Annotated in this window: 18 protein-coding genes and 1 tRNA gene; 7 read left to right on the top strand and 12 right to left on the bottom strand. The window is 63.1% G+C overall.

What is annotated here, in order from left to right:
* Positions 1-11 precede the first annotated feature (11 nt).
* A complete protein-coding gene (gene epsC / locus ACX80Z_RS04135) occupies positions 12-599 on the top strand; it encodes a serine O-acetyltransferase EpsC (RefSeq protein ID WP_019482889.1) in 588 nt (195 codons plus the stop codon).
* A 104-nt stretch (positions 600-703) separates the two neighbouring features.
* Here the strand turns inward: epsC and gndA are convergent, their stop codons facing one another.
* From gndA to ACX80Z_RS04165, 6 genes are all read right to left on the bottom strand, one after another.
* The gene (gndA, locus tag ACX80Z_RS04140) at positions 704-2143 is read right to left on the bottom strand and encodes an NADP-dependent phosphogluconate dehydrogenase (RefSeq protein WP_019482890.1); all 1440 of its coding nucleotides are present in this window, start codon (positions 2141-2143) and stop codon (positions 704-706) included.
* Between the two features lie 206 nt (positions 2144-2349).
* Positions 2350-2688: a DUF732 domain-containing protein gene (locus ACX80Z_RS04145; protein ID WP_459303861.1), complete on the bottom strand. Its 339-nt coding sequence runs from the start codon at positions 2686-2688 to the stop codon at positions 2350-2352.
* A gap of 103 nt (positions 2689-2791) precedes the next feature.
* Positions 2792-2867 (bottom strand) — tRNA-Val (locus ACX80Z_RS04150).
* A gap of 87 nt (positions 2868-2954) precedes the next feature.
* Positions 2955-3890: an NAD-dependent protein deacetylase gene (locus ACX80Z_RS04155; protein WP_459314990.1), complete on the bottom strand. Its 936-nt coding sequence runs from the start codon at positions 3888-3890 to the stop codon at positions 2955-2957.
* Positions 3890-4372, bottom strand: a complete 483-nt coding sequence (locus ACX80Z_RS04160) for a peroxiredoxin (protein ID WP_116777885.1) — start codon at positions 4370-4372, stop codon at positions 3890-3892. The genes ACX80Z_RS04155 and ACX80Z_RS04160 overlap by 1 nt, the downstream gene beginning before the upstream one ends.
* 1 nt (position 4373) lies before the next feature.
* The gene (locus ACX80Z_RS04165; RefSeq protein WP_019482895.1) at positions 4374-4793 is read right to left on the bottom strand and encodes a DUF3052 domain-containing protein; all 420 of its coding nucleotides are present in this window, start codon (positions 4791-4793) and stop codon (positions 4374-4376) included.
* 348 nt (positions 4794-5141) lie between these two features.
* On the opposite strand from ACX80Z_RS04165, the gene aceE reads away from it, so the two are divergent.
* The 6 genes from aceE (at position 5142) to fabF (ending at position 13152) form a co-directional block, all read left to right on the top strand.
* The gene (gene aceE, locus ACX80Z_RS04170; protein WP_019482896.1) at positions 5142-7880 is read left to right on the top strand and encodes a pyruvate dehydrogenase (acetyl-transferring), homodimeric type; all 2739 of its coding nucleotides are present in this window, start codon (positions 5142-5144) and stop codon (positions 7878-7880) included.
* A gap of 256 nt (positions 7881-8136) precedes the next feature.
* Positions 8137-9372 carry a PucR family transcriptional regulator gene (locus ACX80Z_RS04175; protein ID WP_019482897.1) on the top strand — a complete coding sequence of 412 codons (1236 nt, stop codon included), beginning with the start codon at positions 8137-8139 and terminating at the stop codon, positions 9370-9372.
* 96 nt (positions 9373-9468) lie between these two features.
* A complete protein-coding gene (locus tag ACX80Z_RS04180) occupies positions 9469-10434 on the top strand; it encodes an ACP S-malonyltransferase (RefSeq protein ID WP_459314991.1) in 966 nt (321 codons plus the stop codon).
* A complete protein-coding gene (locus ACX80Z_RS04185) occupies positions 10431-11483 on the top strand; it encodes a beta-ketoacyl-ACP synthase III (protein WP_459303862.1) in 1053 nt (350 codons plus the stop codon). Before ACX80Z_RS04180 ends, ACX80Z_RS04185 begins: the two co-directional genes overlap by 4 nt.
* Before the next feature lie 83 nt (positions 11484-11566).
* Positions 11567-11812, top strand: coding sequence for an acyl carrier protein (locus ACX80Z_RS04190; RefSeq protein WP_019482900.1), 246 nt, complete (start codon positions 11567-11569; stop codon positions 11810-11812).
* 104 nt (positions 11813-11916) lie between these two features.
* Complete coding sequence (fabF, locus tag ACX80Z_RS04195; protein ID WP_019482901.1) at positions 11917-13152, top strand: beta-ketoacyl-ACP synthase II; 1236 nt, start codon at positions 11917-11919, stop codon at positions 13150-13152.
* Positions 13153-13285: 133 nt separating this feature from the next.
* Here the strand turns inward: fabF and ACX80Z_RS04200 are convergent, their stop codons facing one another.
* The 6 genes from ACX80Z_RS04200 to ACX80Z_RS04225 form a co-directional block, all read right to left on the bottom strand.
* Complete coding sequence (locus ACX80Z_RS04200; RefSeq protein WP_024476918.1) at positions 13286-13789, bottom strand: DUF3145 domain-containing protein; 504 nt, start codon at positions 13787-13789, stop codon at positions 13286-13288.
* A gap of 212 nt (positions 13790-14001) precedes the next feature.
* Positions 14002-14922, bottom strand: a complete 921-nt coding sequence (locus ACX80Z_RS04205; RefSeq protein WP_459314993.1) for a tyrosine recombinase XerC — start codon at positions 14920-14922, stop codon at positions 14002-14004.
* Between the two features lie 215 nt (positions 14923-15137).
* Positions 15138-15524 carry a methylated-DNA--[protein]-cysteine S-methyltransferase gene (locus tag ACX80Z_RS04210; RefSeq protein ID WP_165802545.1) on the bottom strand — a complete coding sequence of 129 codons (387 nt, stop codon included), beginning with the start codon at positions 15522-15524 and terminating at the stop codon, positions 15138-15140.
* Between the two features lie 321 nt (positions 15525-15845).
* Positions 15846-17084, bottom strand: a complete 1239-nt coding sequence (gene dprA / locus ACX80Z_RS04215) for a DNA-processing protein DprA (RefSeq protein WP_459314994.1) — start codon at positions 17082-17084, stop codon at positions 15846-15848.
* Positions 17081-18628: a YifB family Mg chelatase-like AAA ATPase gene (locus ACX80Z_RS04220; RefSeq protein WP_019482906.1), complete on the bottom strand. Its 1548-nt coding sequence runs from the start codon at positions 18626-18628 to the stop codon at positions 17081-17083. Before ACX80Z_RS04220 ends, dprA begins: the two co-directional genes overlap by 4 nt.
* A complete protein-coding gene (locus tag ACX80Z_RS04225) occupies positions 18628-18984 on the bottom strand; it encodes a YraN family protein (protein WP_459314996.1) in 357 nt (118 codons plus the stop codon). The genes ACX80Z_RS04220 and ACX80Z_RS04225 overlap by 1 nt, the downstream gene beginning before the upstream one ends.
* Positions 18985-19248: the final 264 nt, after the last annotated feature.

The following is a 19248-nucleotide window of genomic DNA, read 5'->3' on the forward strand; positions in this document are numbered from 1 at the left end:
GAAAGTAGTCTGTGAGTTTTTTAGCGCGACTGCACGAGGATCTTCAGACGGCCCGCGAACACGATCCGGCCGCCCGGGGTTCCTTCGAGAATGGGCTGGTCTATTCCGGCCTGCACGCAATCTGGGTGCACCGCCTGACGCACCGGATGTGGGCCAGACCCGGTCTACGGTTCCCGGCCCGGCTGCTGGCGCAGCTGGCCCGGGCGGCGACGGGGATTGAAATCCACCCCGCAGCGACCATTGGCCGGCGGTTTTTCATCGACCACGGCATGGGTGTGGTGATCGGCGGAACCGCCGAAATCGGTGAGGACGTAATGCTGTATCAGGGCGTCACGCTGGGTGGACGGTCCCTGGAAAAGGTCAAACGGCATCCAACCATCGGTGACCGGGTCACGATCGGCGCTGGCGCGAAGGTGCTCGGACCGATCACTATCGGCGCCGGAAGCGCCATCGGCGCCAACGCCGTCGTCGTCAAGGACACGCCGCCCGATTCAATTGCGACCGGCATCCCGGCGACCTACCGGCATCGCGATTCGGCGCGGGAAAACCTTCCGGCCGTTGACCCGGCGGAGTACATCGATCCGGCACTGTACATCTAGCGCAACATCTAGCGCACCGTTAAAGAGGGTTGGCCCGGCAATTTGCCGGGCCAATCCTCAGTTAACAGCCGCTACGTACCAGTGCTGCCGTGACCAGTGGTGTTCTAATGCGTGTCGACGGCTTCGATTTCCGACTTGTCTTCGCCCCAGAGGGTGTGGAAGGTGCCGTCGATGTCCACCCGGTTGTAGGTGTGGGCACCGAACAGGTCCCGCAGGCCCTGGGTGAGGGCTGCAGGCAGGCGTCGACGACGGAGCCCGTCATAGTATGCCAGCGACGCCGAGAACACCGGCACCGGGATGCCGAGCTGGACGGCGGTCGAGACGACCCGGCGCCAGGCCGGAAGCGCTCCGGCGATGGATTCGGCGAAGGCCGGGGCAAGCAGCAGGTTGGCTGGTTGACCGTCAGCGGTGGCGTAGGCCTTCATGATGTCGTCCAGCAGTTCGGCCCGGATGATGCAACCGGCACGCCACAGCGAAGCAATCTCATCCAGCTTCAGCTCCCAGCCGTACTCCTTGGCCGCTGCGGTGAGCATATCGATGCCTTGCGCGTAGCTGACCAGTTTGGAGGCGTACAGAGCCAACCGAACGTCCTCGACGAAGGTCTCGGGAAGCTCCACGGACCCTTCATGGCCGGCGAGGATCTCCTGCGCCTGGGCACGCTGGTCACGCTGCGACGACAGACCTCGGGCGAACACCGACTCGGCGATGCCGGACGTCGGGCTGCCCAGTTCGAGAGCCGAAACCACTGTCCAGCGGCCGGTCCCCTTCTGGCCCGCAGAGTCGACGACGACGTCAACGAAGGGCTTGCCCGTTTTGGCGTCGGTGTGGGCGAGAACCTCGGCGGTGATCTCGATCAGGAACGATGAGAGGGTGCCGGTGTTCCATTCGGTGAAGATCCTGGCTTGTTCGGCTGGCTCGATGCCAGCGCCCGACCGCAGGAGGTCGTAGGCCTCGCCGATGACCTGCATATCGGCGTACTCGATGCCGTTGTGGACCATTTTTACAAAATGACCAGCCCCGTCGGTGCCGATCCAGCGGCAGCATGGCTCGTCGTTGTACTTGGCGGAGATCTTCTCGAGCATCGGTCCCAGCGAATCGTAGGACTCGCGGGAGCCGCCCGGCATGATCGATGGGCCCAGCAGCGCGCCTTCCTCGCCCCCGGAGACACCGACGCCCACAAAGTGCAGGCCCTTGGTCGCCAGCTCAGCTTCCCGGCGGCGAGTGTCCTCGTAGTGCGAGTTACCGGCGTCGATAATGATGTCGCCCTTTTCGAGCAGCGGCTCGAGCTGGCCGATTACCGAGTCCACCGGGCCGCCAGCCTTGACCATGATCAGCACTCGGCGCGGCGTTTCAAGAGAATCGACGAGTTCCTGCAGGGATTCGGTGCGAATGAAGTCACCTTCGTGGCCGTGCTTCTCCAACAGGACGTCGGTCTTCTCGATCGAGCGGTTATGCAACGCAACGGTGTAACCGTTACGGGCAAGGTTGCGGGCCAAATTTGCGCCCATGACCGCGAGGCCTGTGACACCGATCTGTGCACTCATGAAGTCTCCAATACTGGGTTTGTGCCCCCACTGAGGCGGGCCGATACGCGGACAGCTGGCTAGCCCCGTGTTGCGAAGCAGTTCTTTCACCCTATTACTGCCGGTAGCCCAGTGGCCAGACGGGGTCGGATCGTGACGATCAGGCGTTCAGCATCTGCACTGATGAGTCGCCAAGGCAGCGCCGGGTCCCTAGACGGCGTCGGTCCCTAGGCGGCGTCAGGGCAGAGGTGCTGGGAGGCGAGAACCTGGGTGATCCGGATCCGTTCGACGGTTTCGTCGGTGAGATTCTCCGCCGGGTTGCGGGCGCCGAGTTGTTCGAGGTCGTTTCCAGCGGCCAGCTCCTCACAGACCTGCTGACCGGTGGCGAGGAGTTGTTCGTCCTTTGAGTACGCTGAGTCGGGTGCCGCCTGGCGCAATTCGGTGAGAAACCGTTCCTGGGAAGTGGCAGCACTGGCGGGTCCGCCGGCTGACCCGCAGCCCACCAGCCCAGCCAGCAGACAGAGCATGGCCGCGCTGGCGGCCTGGTTCGTTGTTCTCCGGTTCATAGCCCGATGGCTCCTGCCCGCCCGCTGTCAAGGCCGTAGGTGATTGGCAATGGAAAAACCCCGCCTTCTCAAGCTCTGTCGCTTGAGATGACGGGGTTTTCGGTGGTGGGTCCTACCGGGATCGAACCGATGACATCCACGGTGTAAACGTGGCGCTCTACCAGCTGAGCTAAAGACCCGAACACGTTGCCGGCGGTCCTTGGACCGGCCAACCAACGAAGAATTACTCTACTGGCATTCCAAATGGAATGCCAATCGCCGCCGGACTAACGGCGCTCTAGGTCCGGCAGGGATTCGACGAGGAAGGTCAACGCCTCCGACACCCCGATGTCCACCAGGAGATTGGCCAGATCGTCGCCTCGGGTCTTACCCCGATTGATGATTACCACCGGCTTGCCTGCCTTGGATGCGTGTCGTACAAAACGCAGTCCACTCATTACCGTCAGCGACGATCCGGCCACCAGGAGGGCACCGCCGGCATCGACCACCTGGTAGGCCTCGGCAACCCTGTCTTTCGGCACGTTCTCTCCGAAGTACACAAAGTCTGGTTTCAGCATGCCTGAGCAGTTGGGGCAGGGGGCCATGACGAAATCGCCGGTGTCGTCGACGTCGGCGTCGGCGTCGGGTGCCACGTCCCCGGCGTCGGACTCACGCTCCAGATAACCGGGGTTGAGTGCTTCAAGGAGGACGGCGATCTCGGCGCGGCTGTATTGCGTCCGGCATTGCAGGCATACCACGCGGTCGTAGGTGCCATGCAGGTCGATCACCTCGGCGCTACCAGCGGCCGAGTGGAGCCGGTCAACGTTCTGGGTGATCAGCCCGGACAGCAGACCCCGCGCCTCGAGTGTTGCCAACGCCAGGTGTCCGGGATTGGGGTCCGCGTGACGGAGATGATGCCAGCCCACATGGTTCCGGGCCCAGTAGCGGCGCCGCAGTAGTTCGTCCCCGACGAACTGCTGATAGGTCATGGGGCTCCGGGGAACCGATTCGGGGCCGCGATAATCGGGGATCCCCGAATCTGTGCTGAGGCCGGCCCCGGTCAGCACCGCCAGTCGGTGGCCGCTCAGCAACTCGACTACCGCCCCCATCGCCCTCCCCTGCTCTGCGGTGAGGTCCTGGCCGGTGGCCACAGGATCGCCGCTGGCGAAACCAGTCAACCCTAAACCTTTAGGGGCTTTGGCATCGGGAGCGTTGGCGGTCATCAGGAGAGTTGCACCGGTGCGGCAAGGGTGGTCAGCGCCGTCTGGTAAGCCCGAAGCGGACGAGGGGCTCCGAGTTCGGTTCTGAAGGTCGCTGCGATGACCCCGTCCGGGTCGATCAGGAAGGTGGCCCGCTCGGCGTAACCACGGGTGGCATCGAAGGCCCCGTATCGGATTGCGAGGGCGCCGTGCGGCCAGAAGTCCGCCAATAGATCGAAGCCGAAGCCCTGCTCTTCGGCGTAGGCCCGCAGGGTGTACTTCGAGTCCACCGAGACCGCGAGGAGGCGGACGCCGTCGTCGTCGAACATGGCCAGGTTGTCACGCAACTCGCAGAGCTCACCGGTGCAGACACCCGAGAAGGCGAAGGGGTAGAACACCAGCGCGACTGGTGTCCCGCGCAGGTCGCTAAGACGAATTGTTTCGCCGAACTGATTTGACAGTGCGAAGTCCGGCGCTGGCTCGCCGATTGCCGGGAGCCCGGTCATGCTAGCTTTTCCGTCGGCTGACCAAACGGGTGGCTGCCCAATCCTTTGACACACCGGCCGACGACGTCGCGTGCAGTCCAGCGGTTGGTGCGGCTTCCTGGATCAGGGAGGGAGCAACGTAGCCGTCGCGTCCGGACTTGGGGGTGAGTACCCACACAGTGCCACCCTCGTCGAGGCAGGTCAGGGAGTCCACGAGCGCGTCGACCAGGTCGCCGTCGTCGCTGCGCCACCAGAGGAGCACACCGTCGACAACGTCCTGATCGTCTTCCGTGAGCAATTCCGATCCGGTTTCATCTTCGAGGGTGGCGCGGAAATCGAAGTCCACATCCTCGTCGTATCCGAGTTCCTGCAGCAGGTCCCCGTCCTTGAAACCCAACTTGCCCGCCACGGTATCCGCTGTGGCGGCTTCGGCCTCGCTCACTGTTGTCCTCCCGAAAGACTGTGGACCATCCTGGGGATGGGACCACTAGTTACGTTGATATGCATTATTACCAGCCAACACCCTTTAACGCCATGCATCAAGCCAGCACGGGTTTCCAGCGGTCTATTGCCTGCATACCTACACCTTATAGCCGGTCTTCGCCGCGCTGAGCCGCTTGTCACCCCGTCCCGGCTACGCATCCCCGGCACGTCGCGGCTAGAGTAACTAAGTGATCCGTCACGATCCTGACAATCTTGGATTGTGGCTACAGACAGGCTTCGGAGTACAGCTCCGTTGCGGCAGTTTTGAGCATCGCAGAAATCATCTGCGAAGTGGGAGAGGTTTGGCGTGGCTGTAGAGCAGGGTGGACCGGAGATTCTAAGCAATTTGGCCGGCGGCACGGACGGTGATCCGGAAGAAACAGCCGAGTGGATTGAATCCCTCGATGAGCTGATCCGGGTCCAGGGCACCGAACGGGCCCAATTCATCATGCGTTCGCTGTTGCAGCGTGCCGGTGCGCGGAGCGTCGGTGTGCCGATGGTGACAACGACCGACTACGTGAACACCATCCCGGTGGACCAGGAACCCGACTTCCCGGGTGACGAAGAGATCGAGCGCAAGTTCCGCGCCTGGATGCGCTGGAATGCGGCCGTCATGGTGCACCGCGCTCAGCGCCCCGAAATCGGGGTCGGCGGCCACATCTCCACCTATGCGGGCGCGGCCACGCTCTACGAAGTCGGTTTTAACCACTTCTTCCGCGGCAAGGACCACCCGGGCGGTGGCGATCAGGTGTTCTTCCAGGGCCATGCCTCCCCCGGGATGTATGCCAGGGCTTTCCTTGAGGGACGCCTGACCGAGGAAGACCTCGACGGATTCCGGCAGGAGAAGTCGAAAGAGGGCCACGCCCTCTCCTCGTACCCGCACCCGCGCCTGATGCCGGAGTTCTGGGAATTCCCCACCGTGTCCATGGGCATCGGCCCCATGAACGCGATCTACCAGGCCCAGTCCAACCGGTATCTCCACAACCGTGGCATCAAGGACACCTCCGACCAGCAGGTCTGGGCGTTCCTCGGCGACGGCGAAATGGACGAACCGGAGTCGCGCGGCCTGCTGCAGCTTGCAGCCAACGAACGGCTGGACAATCTCAACTTCGTCATCAACTGCAACCTGCAGCGCCTCGACGGGCCGGTGCGCGGTAATGGCAAGATCATGCAGGAACTTGAGGCGTTCTTTCGGGGCGCCGGCTGGAACGTCATCAAGGTGGTCTGGGGCCGCGAGTGGGACGAGCTGCTGGAGAAGGACGAGGACGGATCTCTCGTCGGGATCATGAACTCCACGCCCGACGGCGACTACCAGACATACAAGGCGGAATCCGGTGGATTTGTCCGCGAGCACTTCTTCGGGAAGACGCCGCAGACCAAGGAAATGGTCGCTGACTACAGCGACGACGCCGTCTGGAAGCTCAAGCGGGGTGGCCACGACTACCGCAAGGTTTTCGCCGCCTACAAAGCCGCAACCGAGTTCAAGGGGAAGCCGACCGTCATCCTGGCCAAGACGGTCAAGGGTTATGGTCTCGGTCCACACTTCGAGGGACGCAATGCGACCCACCAGATGAAGAAGCTGACGTCGGAAGACCTGAAGGCGTTCAGGGACCACCTTCGAATCCCCGTCTCCGACGAGCAGATCGACGACGACCTCTACAACGCCCCGTACTACCACCCAGGTGCGGATGCCCCCGAGATCAAGTACCTCCTGGACCGCCGCAAGGCACTGGGCGGCTTTGTCCCCGAGCGCCGGAACAAGCACACGGAGATTACCCTTCCGGGCGACAAGGCCTACGAGGTAGCCAAGCGGGGCTCCGGGAAGCAGATGGCTGCCACCACCATGGCGTTCGTCAGGCTGTTGAAGGACCTGATGCGGGACAAGGAGTTCGGCAACCGGGTGGTGCCGATCATCCCTGATGAGGCACGCACCTTCGGGATGGACTCATTCTTCCCGACGGCCAAGATCTACAACCCGAATGGGCAGAACTATCTGTCGGTGGACCGGGATCTCGTCCTGGCCTACAAAGAGTCGGTCGAAGGACAGATCCTGCACGCAGGTATCAACGAGGCTGGTTCGGTAGCAGCGTTCACCGCCGCCGGAACTGCCTACGCCACCCACGGCGAACCGTTGATCCCCGTCTACGTGTTCTACTCGATGTTCGGTTTCCAGCGCACCGGCGATTCCTACTGGGCTGCAGCCGACCAGATGACCCGCGGGTTCATCATCGGGGCCACCGCGGGTCGCACCACCCTGACCGGTGAAGGACTACAGCACGCTGATGGGCACTCCCCACTGCTGGCCTCCACCAACCCGGCAGTGGTCACCTACGATCCGGCCTACGGCTACGAAATCGGCCACATTGTGCGGGACGGTTTGAAGCGCATGTATGGCGAAGGGTCAGAGGACCGAAACCTGATGTATTACATCACGGTCTACAACGAGCCGATCCTGCAGCCCAAGGAACCGGAAGAGCTCGACGTCGAGGGAATTCTCAAGGGCATTTATCTGCTGTCGCCGGCCAAGATCGACGGAGCGCGCGCCCAGTTGCTTGCCTCCGGGGTCTCGGTGCCGTGGGCTCTGGAAGCGCAGCAGATTCTCGCTGACGACTGGGGTGTCTCCGCTGACGTGTGGTCGGTGACCTCCTGGAACGAGTTGCGCCGGGACGGGCTCGCGGCTGAAGAGGACGCGTTCCTGAACCCGTCCGAAGATGCCCGGGTACCGTTCATCACCCAGCAACTCGAAGGCGCCACCGGTCCGATCGTGGCAGTGACCGACTACATGAAGGCTATTCCGGACCAGGTGCGTCAGTTCCTGCCGAACGAGTTCGCGACGCTCGGCGCCGACGGGTTCGGTTTCTCCGACACCCGGGCCGCGGCACGCCGGTTCTTCAAAATCGACAGCCACTCCGTGGTGGTGCGAGCCCTCGAGATGCTGGCACGCCGCGGGGAGGTGGACGCTGGAGCGCCCGCCGAAGCGATCGACAAGTACAAGCTGCTTGATGTGAACGCCGGCACCACCGGCAACACCGGCGGGGACAGCTAACCCGCACAGTGGGCTAGCAACTGCGGCGGCGTCGGCAGGCACACGCCGGCGGGCTGACACGGCCTAGGTAGGTACAGCGTCGGCGGGCACAGCCGCTCGTTTGAGTCAGAAACGGCCCTCGGGCTCAGGTTTGCCGGTTGCAACCGGTGGATCTGAGGCCCAGGGCCGTTTCTGTTGGGTGCGTGGCGTGCTGGCGGCGTGTTTGTAGCCTCCACACAAAATGGAGCCTGAGGCCGAGGGGACGTATGCTCAACCCATGCCTGTGTCCGAACGCCCCTTTCCACCCAGTTCCCGCAGGGCTCAGATCCCTGTAGCCGACCCGGACACGGTGGAGCGGCTGAAGTCGAAGATCGGCGCCCTGTCAACCGCCACCCTGCAGCAACTCGATGCGTCGCTGCCCTGGTACCGGGGATTACGTCCGGATGAGCGGTCTGCTCTGGGACTGGTGGCGCAGAAGGGAATCGCGTCTTTCGTCAACTGGTATCAGCGCCCGGTTTCGCCGGCCTGGGTCCTCAGCGACGTTTTTGGCACCGCACCAACCGAGCTCACCCGCTCAATCAGCCTGCAGAAGGCGCTCCAACTGATCCGCGTAGTGGTTCAAGTGGTCGAGGACCGGGTGCCTGACCTGGCAGCTGACGCCGACCAGGGCGCACTCCGCGAAGCCGTTCTACGCTATTCACGGGAGGTGGCATTTGCTGCTGCCGACGTGTACGCGCGGGCCGCTGAGACCCGCGGGTCCTGGGACACCCGGCTCGAAGCACTCGTGGTCGACGCCATCCTCCGCGGGGAAAGTTCGGACGCCTTGCGTTCACGGATCGCCGCAGTGGGCTGGCAGTCCCAGGCCAGAATTACCGTCATGGTAGGCAGTTCCCCGCCGGAGCCCAACGCCCTATTCCTCAACGAGTTGCGGCGCACCACCGATCGAATCGCCGAAGACACCCTGGTGGGAATCCAGGGCGACCGGTTGATCCTCGTCCTCGGCGGGGTGGAGAACAACGAAAGCACCTACAGCCGTTTGAGCGATCTGTTTGGGCCGGGGCCTGTGGTGTACGGACCCGAATCCGAATCCCTGGTGGCCGCGAGCAGCTCAGCGCAGGCGGCTTTCGCCGGACTGACCGCGGCGCGTGCCTGGCCTGCCGCGCCACGCCCGGTTGCTGCCGACGACCTGTGGCCCGAACGGGTCATCTCCGGCGACGACACGGCGCGAAAGGCGCTGATTCGCAACATCTACCGTCCGCTGGTGGGTGCATCGAATGGCCTCGAGGAGACCCTGTCCTCCTACCTCAATCTGGGGCATTCGCTTGAGGCAACCTCCCGCGCGTTGTTCGTCCACGCGAACACCGTTCGCTACCGGCTACGACGGGTCTGCGACATCACCGGATGGGATCCGTTGCTCCCCCGTGAGGCGTTTGTTCTGCAGACGGCGCTCGTGGTGGGCAGACTGTCCCAACCATCGCCAGGGCCGGCCGAGCGCCCTGTTACTCGTCCGTAACCCGGTCCCTCGTTGTAGACTTCCTACAAAGCGACCCCCGGAGCTTCGTGCACCGGGATACCCAATAAACCTCTCCCAGTTTGGAAAGCTTGAAAAGTGCTTGCAATCGTCTGCCCCGGTCAGGGGTCCCAAACGCCCGGTTTCTTGAGCCCCTGGTTGGAACTTCCGGGCGTCTCTGATCATCTCGACTCCCTCAGCGGCCAGGCCGGTCTGGATCTCATCCGGCACGGCACCGAGTCCGATGAGGAAACGATCAAGGACACGGCGGTGGCGCAACCCCTGATTGTTGCTGCCGGCTTGGTGACAGCCCGTGTACTGCTAGCCAATCGTCCAATGACTGCAGCGACAGTTGTCGCCGGTCACTCGGTCGGCGAGCTGACGGCGTCGGCCATTTCCGGTGCCTTGTCCGAACAGGACGCCGTAACATTTGTTCGCGTCCGAGCGACAGCGATGGCGGAGGCGGCTGCGGTCGTTCCCACCGGTATGAGTGCAGTGCTGGGTGGAGATCCCGACGACGTCGCCACCGTACTTGCGCGGCACGGCCTGACAGCGGCGAACAGCAATGGTGGTGGCCAGGTAGTCGCTGCGGGCACCCTGGAGCAGCTCGCGGCTTTGACAGCCGATCCGCCAGCCAAGGCCCGAGTCATCCCCCTCAAGGTGGCGGGCGCCTTCCACACTCATCACATGAGCCCGGCTGCGACAGCGCTGCGGGAGCTGAGAGGGTCCCTGATGCCGATGGCACCGGCCGCCACCCTGTTGTCCAACTTTGATGGGGCACCGGTGGTCACTGGGGAGGGCAATCTGGACAGTCTGATCGCCCAGGTATCCCGGCCGGTCAGATGGGATCTCTGCATGGCCCAGATGGAACAGATGGGTGTGTCCGGGGTGATCGAACTTTCGCCGGCGGGTACTTTAACCGGCCTGATGAAGCGCGGAATGCGCGGGACCCCCACATTGGCCGTAAAATCGCCAGAGGATCTTGATGCTGCGGCTGCCTTCATTGATGAGCATTCCCGTACACCGGATCCGGTCATTTCCCCCATCGCAGAAGGACATTCGTGAACGCCCCGGCTTTGAAGCAAGCTCCACTGCGCGAGCACACCCGCATCCTCGGTATTGGGGCTTTCCGCCCCGATGTCATTGTGACCAATGAAGACGTCTGTCAGTGGATAGATTCTTCTGATGAGTGGATCCGGCAGCGGACCGGGATTGTGACGCGGCATCGCGCCGACCGGGACACCAGTGTGATCGACATGGCCGAAGCTGCTGCCCGAAGCGCTCTGGAGAACGCTGGCATTGAGGCATCCCAGCTCGACGCCGTGCTCGTCTCAACCGTGACCCACCCCTATGCCACTCCCTCGGCAGCCGCCCAGCTCACCGACCGGTTGGGAGCAACTCCGGCGCCGGCCTACGACATTTCCGCAGCCTGTGCAGGTTATTGCTATGGCATTGCGCAGGCTGATGCGATGGTGCACGCGGGAACTGCCGAGTACGTGCTGGTGGTGGGCGTTGAGAAGCTGTCGGACTTCATCGACAACGCAGACCGCACTATTTCCTTCCTGCTGGGCGACGGGGCCGGCGCGGTGGTGATCGGTCCTGCCGACAGCGCCGGGATTGGTCCGTCCGTCTGGGGCTCCGATGGCAGCAAGCACCAGGCCATCCGGATGTCCCACTCGCTCCTCGACATCCGGGATGCCGAGTTGGCCTCGGTTGCCGCAGTGGGTGGATCCCTCGACGACGCGCCGAAGGCCTCCTGGCCCACCATGCGCCAGGACGGGCAGACCGTCTTCCGTTGGGCTGTCTGGGAGATGGCCAAGGTGGCACAACGTGCTCTCGACGAAGCCGGGGTCACAGCTGACGACCTGGTCGCGTTTGTCCCTCATCAGGCGAATATCCGCATCATCGATGAAATGGTCAAGCAACTCAAGCTTCCCGAGCATGTCGAGGTGGCTCGCGATATCGTAGACGCGGGAAACACCTCCGCCGCCTCCATTCCACTTGCCATGCACCGCATGCTGCAGGAAAATCCCGCCCTGAGTGGCGGTCTTGCGCTGCAGATCGGTTTTGGCGCCGGGTTGGTGTTCGGCGCACAGGTGGTAGTACTCCCCTAGATTTCCCCAAGCCAAACCGTCAACCGCGGTTTGATTAACCATGTCGGGTCATTGATCCGGCTAGACAAGAAAAGGAGCCATCCATGGCTAGCAACGAAGAAATCCTGGCCGGACTGGCCGAAATCGTCAACGAGGAAACTGGTCTTGCACCAGAGTCGGTTGAGATGGACAAGTCCTTCACCGATGACCTGGACATCGACTCCATCTCGATGATGACCATCGTGGTCAACGCCGAGGAAAAGTTCGGCGTTCGCATCCCCGACGAAGAGGTCAAGAACCTGAAGACCGTCGGCGACGCCGTCAACTTCATCTCCGGCGCGCAGGCCTAGATTTTTCAGACTTCGGGGCCGCCGGCATCCTTGGGTGCCGGCGGCCCGGAAGACGCCCACCAGCACGTTCCATCGCAACACCCCCACGTTTTAGAGAGTGAACCATGGCACGCAAAGTAGTGATCACTGGCCTAGGCGCGACGACGCCCATCGGCGGCGACGTTCCCACCATGTGGAAGAACGCCCTCAAAGGTGTTTCCGGTGCTCGAACCATCGAAGCCGACTGGGTCCAGGAGTACGAGCTGCCTGTGACCTTCGCGGCACAGGTCACCACCCCTGCCAGCGAGGTCCTCTCGCGAGTCGAAGCCAAGCGCATGGATCCGTCCACCCAGTTCGCGGTCATCGCAGCCCGCGAAGCCTGGCGGGATTCCGGGCTTGAAGAAATTGATCATGACCGGTTTGCGGTAGCCTTCGCAACCGGTATCGGCGGGGTGTGGACCCTGCTGGATGCGTGGGACACCCTCCGCGCCAAGGGCCCACGCCGTGTGCTGCCCATGACGGTGCCCATGTTGATGCCCAATGGGCCCGCAGCGGCCGTCAGCTTGGACCTGGGTGCCCGAGCGGGTGCCCACACGCCGGTCTCGGCGTGTGCTTCGGGCACCGAAGCACTCCACCAGGGGCTTGAGCTGATTCGCTCCGGGAAGGCCGACGTCGTCATGTGTGGCGGCGCCGAAGCTGCTATCCACCCCATGCCAATTGCCGCGTTCGCGTCGATGCACGCGCTTTCGCGTCGCAACGACGATCCCGAGCATGCGTCACGCCCCTACGACACCGGGCGAGATGGATTCGTCATGGGTGAAGGTGCTGGGGCCCTCCTCATCGAGGCTGAGGAACATGCTCTGGCTCGCGGAGCCCGGATCTACGGCGAACTCGCTGGCACATCGGTCACCGCCGATGCCTACCACATCACTGCTCCCGATCCCGGCGGATTGGGCGCTACGCGGGCGTTGAAGGCCGCCATGTTCGACGCACGGGTGCAGCCATCGGATATTTCGCATGTGAACGCACACGCAACATCCACTCCCGTTGGTGATAAACCCGAATACGTGGCTCTGAAGACAGCGCTGGGTTCACACATCGACAATGTGGCGGTGTCAGCAACCAAGTCGCAGACCGGCCATTTGCTCGGCGCTTCAGGTGCCGTTGAAGCGGTGATGACGGTCCTCGCTGTCTATGATCGCAAGATGCCTGTCACGATCAACCTGGAGAACCAGGATCCTGAAATTCCGCTGGACATTGTCACCACCGAGCGCACGCTTCCTGCTGGTGATCTGGTGGCGCTGAGCAACTCGTTCGGCTTTGGCGGACACAACGCTGTGATAGTTGTTCGCAGCGTCTAGTAAGTCAGCGGGTTCGCCCCCAGCGACCCAGCGAAAGTCAAAGGCGCCGTCCCTCAGGGGACGGCGCCTTTGACTGTTCTTGTAAGAGGTTGAGCTCAGGGACGGTGAGTGTCCGTAAGGCAGTGGTGGTTTGTTAGCCGACCTGGTGAAGCCACCTGACCGGTGCGCCTTCCGCGGCGTGCCGAAAGGGTTCAAGTTCTTCATCCCAGGACTCGCCGAGGGCGAGGGAAAGCTCGTGGTAGACGGCAGCGGGGTCGCCGGCGCCCGTTTCGTAGGCATACCGGATGCGGTCCTCGGTCACCATGATGTTGCCGTGAACGTCAGTGGCGGCGTGGAAGATCCCCAGTTCCGGTGTGTGTGACCACCGTCCGCCATCAGCGCCAGCGCTCTGTTCCTCGGTGACCTCGTACCGAAGATGGGCCCATCCGCGAAGAGCCGATGCCAGCTGCGCACCGGAACCCTGCGGGCCCACCCAAGACAACTCGGCACGGAACATACCGGGCGAGGCAGGTTGAGGGGTCCACTTTAGATCGGTTCGCTGATCAATCACAGAACCGATGGCCCACTCGATATGTGGGCATAGCGCGGAAGGGGCTGAGTGAATATACAACACTCCGCGCGCCGTAATACCAGACATTCCATCCTCCATAGCTGTAGGTACGTCTTCCCCAACGACCTGCAACGGGAACGAAAATATCTGTCTGTGTCCGCCGACACGGCAGACTAGGGTTCATTCTGCCTTACATAGTCTAATTGCGCCACTGTAACTACGTTGGTGCTACTCACATTGCCATTCGGGCTACTTGTCTTCCGCCTAACGTCTGTCTTTGCCAACCACCAGGTGTGGCGTCAGGCGCGGGGGTGGGCCTGCTCATAGCTCCTACGGAGACGATCCACCGAGACGTGGGTATAAATCTGGGTGGTGGCGAGACTCGAATGTCCGAGGATTTCCTGGACCGCCCTCAGATCTGCGCCGCCGTCCAGCAGATGGGTCGCAGTGCTGTGCCGCAAGGCGTGCGGTCCTTTCGCCGAAGTGCCTTCGACGCCAGCGAACAGCCTTTCGACTGTCGACCGTGCCTGGCGTTGATCCATTCGGCCCCCACGTCGACCCAGGAACAGCGCGTAGCCGCTGGCCGCGGTAACCAGTTTCGGACGGCCGCGACGGAGCCAATCGTCGAGGGCGTGTGCAGCAGGCACCCCGTACGGAACGGTTCGTTCCTTGTTGCCTTTACCGACCACGCGCAGGGTCCGGCGATCTACGTCGAGGTGGTCAATGTCCAACCCGACTAACTCCCCCACCCGGATACCGGTGCCGTAAAGCACCTCTACGAGGGCTGTGTCCCTCAGGGCAATCGGGTCGCCCTCGGTTGATGCGGCGCGCAGGGATTCAAAGATCACGTCCAGCTGTTTCGAGGATAGGACCCCGGGCAATGTTTTTTCCCGTTTGGGTGCGCGTAGTCGAAGCGCAGGGTTTGCCTCGATCAGTTCCTCGCGCACCGCCCATGCGAGGAAACTGCGAACGGTGGCAGCGCGCCGGGCAATCGTCGACCGCGCCTGGCCCTGCGCATCCATCGAACCAAGCCAGGACCGAAGATCAGCGAGAGTTAGCTCATCCAGTCGTGTGACACCGGATTCCTGAGCGAAGCGGAGCAGCCCTCCGATATCCGTCAAGTAGGCACGCACGGTGTGAACAGACCGATTCCGTTCAGCGCTGAGATAGCCCTGGTATCGAGCGACGATACTCTGGAAGGGCTCGGGCAATTGCTGCATCTATTCACTGTGGGCCCTGCGGCGTCCATCCTCAAGCAGGCGCTCCGGTCTACCGGCCTTCTGTCGCCAGATCGCGGGTTGAACCAGTTCCCAGGGGTAGAAGCCGGGTCGCAGGCCCTGCCCGACCTCAGGCAACGGCCAGATCACTGGCAACGGGCAGATCACAAGCCCAGCCAGATCACAGGCGGCAGCCCGACCACAGGCCCTGCCCGACCTCAGGCGGCGGGACGGATTGCATCACCTGCCTCAAGCTCGAGTAGGAAGCGCTTGACCTCCGGTCCGGCCGAATATCCTGTGATACCGCCGGTGGACCTGACCACGCGGTGCCCGGGAATGATGATCGACAGCGGGTTGACCCGGATGGCAGCGCCGACCGCCCGACCCATTAAAGGGTTCCCGAGCTGCGCGGCAAGTTCCCGATAGCTGCGAGTCTCCCCGTACGGGATAGCCAGGACCGCAGCCCAGACTTTCTGCTGGAAGTCAGTGCCGTTGGCGTGGACAGGAAGGCTGAAGGCGCGTCGGCTTCCCGCGAAGTACGCACGGAACTGGTCGCTCGCGCGGTTGAAGGTGGCGGTGTCCGCCTTCAGGCTGGCTGCACTCATGCGCTCCTCCACAACGCCGGACCCGCCGGCAGCAGAGGTATGTCCGCCCGAGCCCACTGAACCTCCTGAACCGGTCGAGGTACCCAAGCCCGCTGATCCGCCTGAGGTACCCGGGGCGCCGGACCCGTCGCTCAGACCAGGTATCGTATTCGCGCCCAATATCCTGGCGAACGGGAGGCCAACGGCCGATGGGATCGGTGGTGGCTTATGCAGGTCGTGAAAGACCGCTGTGAGCGCACCCCGTTCGACGACCAGGAGGAGTCTGCCTATCGGGGTATCGATGAACTTATGCGTCTTCATCGGGGTGATCCTTCCATATTGTTAGTTGGGCTTGGTGTGGGGCCGGTTGTGGTCGGGACGAGGGGCACCGCGACGCCACCCGCCGTCGTGGGTTCGTTCTGCGAGGGTGCTTAGCTCCAACCGGCTTAGTCCTGCCAGAACGTCACGAATGCTTAATCCGGCCACCGAGGCCAGTTTGTCGATGGTGGTGCTCGCTCGAACAGGCAGGGCGTCAAGCAGCAGGATGTCCTCGACGGTGAGACCATCGTGCACGGCATGCTCCCCGTCCGGCTCAGGGACCATGACGCTCCCAATGGGGCCAGCCAGTTCGGAGATCTCTGCGGCGTCGGTGACGCAGATGGCGCTACCCTCCCGCATGAGTCGATGGCATCCCGCAGAATTGGCTGAGAACACCGACCCGGGTACGGCGCCTACGGACCGTCCCAGCCCGGCAGCGTGATGGGCGGTGTTCAGTGCACCCGACCGCCAGCGTGCCTCAACCACCACGGTCACCGCGCACAGGGCTGCGATCAACCTGTTGCGCTGCAGGAATCTCCACCGGGTTGGCGAGGAGCCGGGCGGCACTTCGGCGACCAGCAGCCCGCGTCGTGCCGTTTCGCGCAGCAACTGCTCATTGCCCGCCGGGTAATACCGATCGATGCCGCACGCGGTCACCCCGATAGTCGGCAGCGTCCGTTCATCATCGGCGGCTGCCAGAGCAGAGCGGTGCGCCTGCGCATCGATTCCATAGGCTCCTCCCGAAACCACCGTGTACCCGCGGGTGACCAGACCGGCTGCCAGGTCGCCTGTCACAGCTGTTCCATAGGCTGTGCTGTCGCGTGACCCCACCACCGCCACCATGCGGTTGAGCTCAGGTATGCCCCGCGAGTAGTTTCCGCGGATCCAGAGACAGGATGGTGCCGAGAGCTGCAGGTCATCGATGGCGTTGGGCCAGTTTTCACTTTCCGGGGTCAGGAGTATCCCACCCAGTCGTTCGAGGGTTGCAAGGTCTCGTTCGGGAGCCAAATCCGCGACCCTCGGCCTCCATCGTTCCAGCGCATCGATTAGCGCCTGCGGGCGGATACTGATCCCCTGTGATTCAAGTAGCCCGGCGACCTCCAGCGGCAACGTAGATCCAGCCGAAATCCGGCCGGTCGCGATCCGCAGAGCATCGATTGGCCCAGCCGCCAGAGTCAAGGCCAGACCCACGGTGTCTGATGGCTCAAACAGCCGCGATAGGGCTGCCCGGGCGACGACCGTGGGATTGGTATAACTGGTCATGAAGCACTCTCCTGCAGTCGAAGGTTTAGCGCGACTTCAACGTCGTGGGTGGTAGGCGAGGACTGTCCGCCCAGATCGGCGAGAGTCCACGCCACCCTCAGAACCCGATCGTGTCCCCGCATGGTGAGTGTCTCGTTGTTCATGGCTTTGTCTACCGGCGCTGTGACCGCCCGCGGGAGTTTGAGACCTTCGTTCAGCACCGACGAAGGCATTTCAGCGTTGGTGTTTGCCCCCCACTTCGCCAACCGTTCACGTTGAGCCGCGCGAGCTGCTGCCACCCGCGCGGCAACAACTGCCGACGACTCTGCCCGGGCGCCATCGGAGTAATCCGCAAGCGAAACCCGGGCCACCGCCAGCTGAAGATCAACCCGGTCGAGTAGGGGTTGGGACAAGCGGTTGAAGTATCGCCGCCGCTGTTCAGCAGTACAAACGCAGTCGATGCCTTTGCCGCTGGCCAGCCCACAGGGACAAGGATTCAGCGCCATCACCAGTTGAAACCTGGCGGGGTACGAAGCGGTCCCTGCCGACCGGTGAAGCACCAGTTCGCCACTTTCCAAAGGCTCTCGCAAGGCCTCAAGGACTCCCCGTTGATACTCGGGCGCCTCGTCGAGGAAGAGCACTCCGCGGTGTGCCCGGGACGCGGCGCCGGGGCGCGGAATACCGCTACCGCCTCCGATAATCGACGCCGTTGACGACGTGTGGTGCGGGCTCTCAAACGGAGGTCGTCGCTGCAGCCCGTGACAGGAAAGCACCCGACCGAGGGAATGAATAGCTGTCACCTCCATTGCCTCCTGATCTGTGAGGTCGGGGAGGATCCCGGGCATTCGTTCAACCAGCATTGTCTTGCCGGCCCCTGGTGGACCCACCATCATCATGTGATGGGCCCCGGCGGCGGCGATTTCGACGGCGAACCGTGCTGCTGGCTGGCCGGCGATGTCGGCCATGTCTTTGATTGCCGGCTGGCGATTCCCCGGATTCGGCGGCAGGGGTGCCTGCACGGGATCAGTCGGCGTGTCAGGCAGGGACACTTTCGTGGGGTCTGCGCCGAACGCCAGAAAGACTTCGGCGAGGCTCGCAAATCCTTTGACCTCGGCCTGCGGGACGAGCGCCGCTTCGCCGTGATTGCCGGCAGCCACCACAAACCGGGTGTGGCCCGCCTTGACTCCGGCCATTACCGCGGGCAGCACGCCGCTGATCGGCCGAAGCCTGCCGTCGAGGCCCACCTCGGCGATGAAGACGGTGTTGCCGCACCGCCTTACCTCCCCGGTAGCTGCAAGGGCCGCCATGACGATTGCCAGGTCGAAGCCTGAGCCGCGCTTGTGCAGAGAGGCGGGAATCAAATTGACGGTGATCTTTCGACGGCTCAACGGGAGCCCAGCATTGCGTGCTCCGGCCCGAATTCGGTCACGCGCTTCGTTGAGCGATGCATCGGGTAACCCCAGGATCACGAAGGCCGGGAGGGTTTGTCCAATGTCTGCCTCCACTTCGATGATGTGGCCGTTCAGACCCACGAGCGACACCGCGTAGGTGCGTCCCAGCGGCATCAGCTGACCGCCCGGAGATAGTCGATCTGGGGTTCGCCGGTGCCGTCGTCGAGCACGGCGACCGCATCCACGCGGATCTCCGAAATGCGCAGCTCGTGAGCCTGCGCCCACCTCGCACCAAGTAAATAAAACCGCTCGAGCGTGGTGGCGCTTATCCCCTCCATCGGATGACCGAAATCCAGTGACGAGCAGGTCTTCATCTCGATCACCACCAGCGTTGATCCGTCGATCGCGACCGGGTCAGTCTCACCCAGTCCACAGCGCCAGTTGCGGTCCACCAGGTCCAGCCCCGCGGTTTCGAGATACGACGCCGCCAGCACCTCTCCCCTGCGTCCCAGTCGGTCCTTCGCCTTCATCACAACACCTCCGGTACCAGCGTGTTACAACCGGTACCGGAGGTGTCGGGTTACTCCAGCTATGTGCGAAAAGTCAGCAGCACCCGCCCTGTGCAGGGCGAGTGGGACTGTGGAGTTGACGGTGTATCTTGCCGAACCCGCCGGGCGGTAGACCCAGCCGGAAGGAGCCCGATATGGCCGCAATAAATTGAGGCTTTGACGATCACCAAAACCACTGGGGTTTCTTGACAGATCAGGCTGGGGGCGGGACGCTCTTCCAAGCGA

This window comes from Arthrobacter sp. TMT4-20, assembly GCF_054510775.1.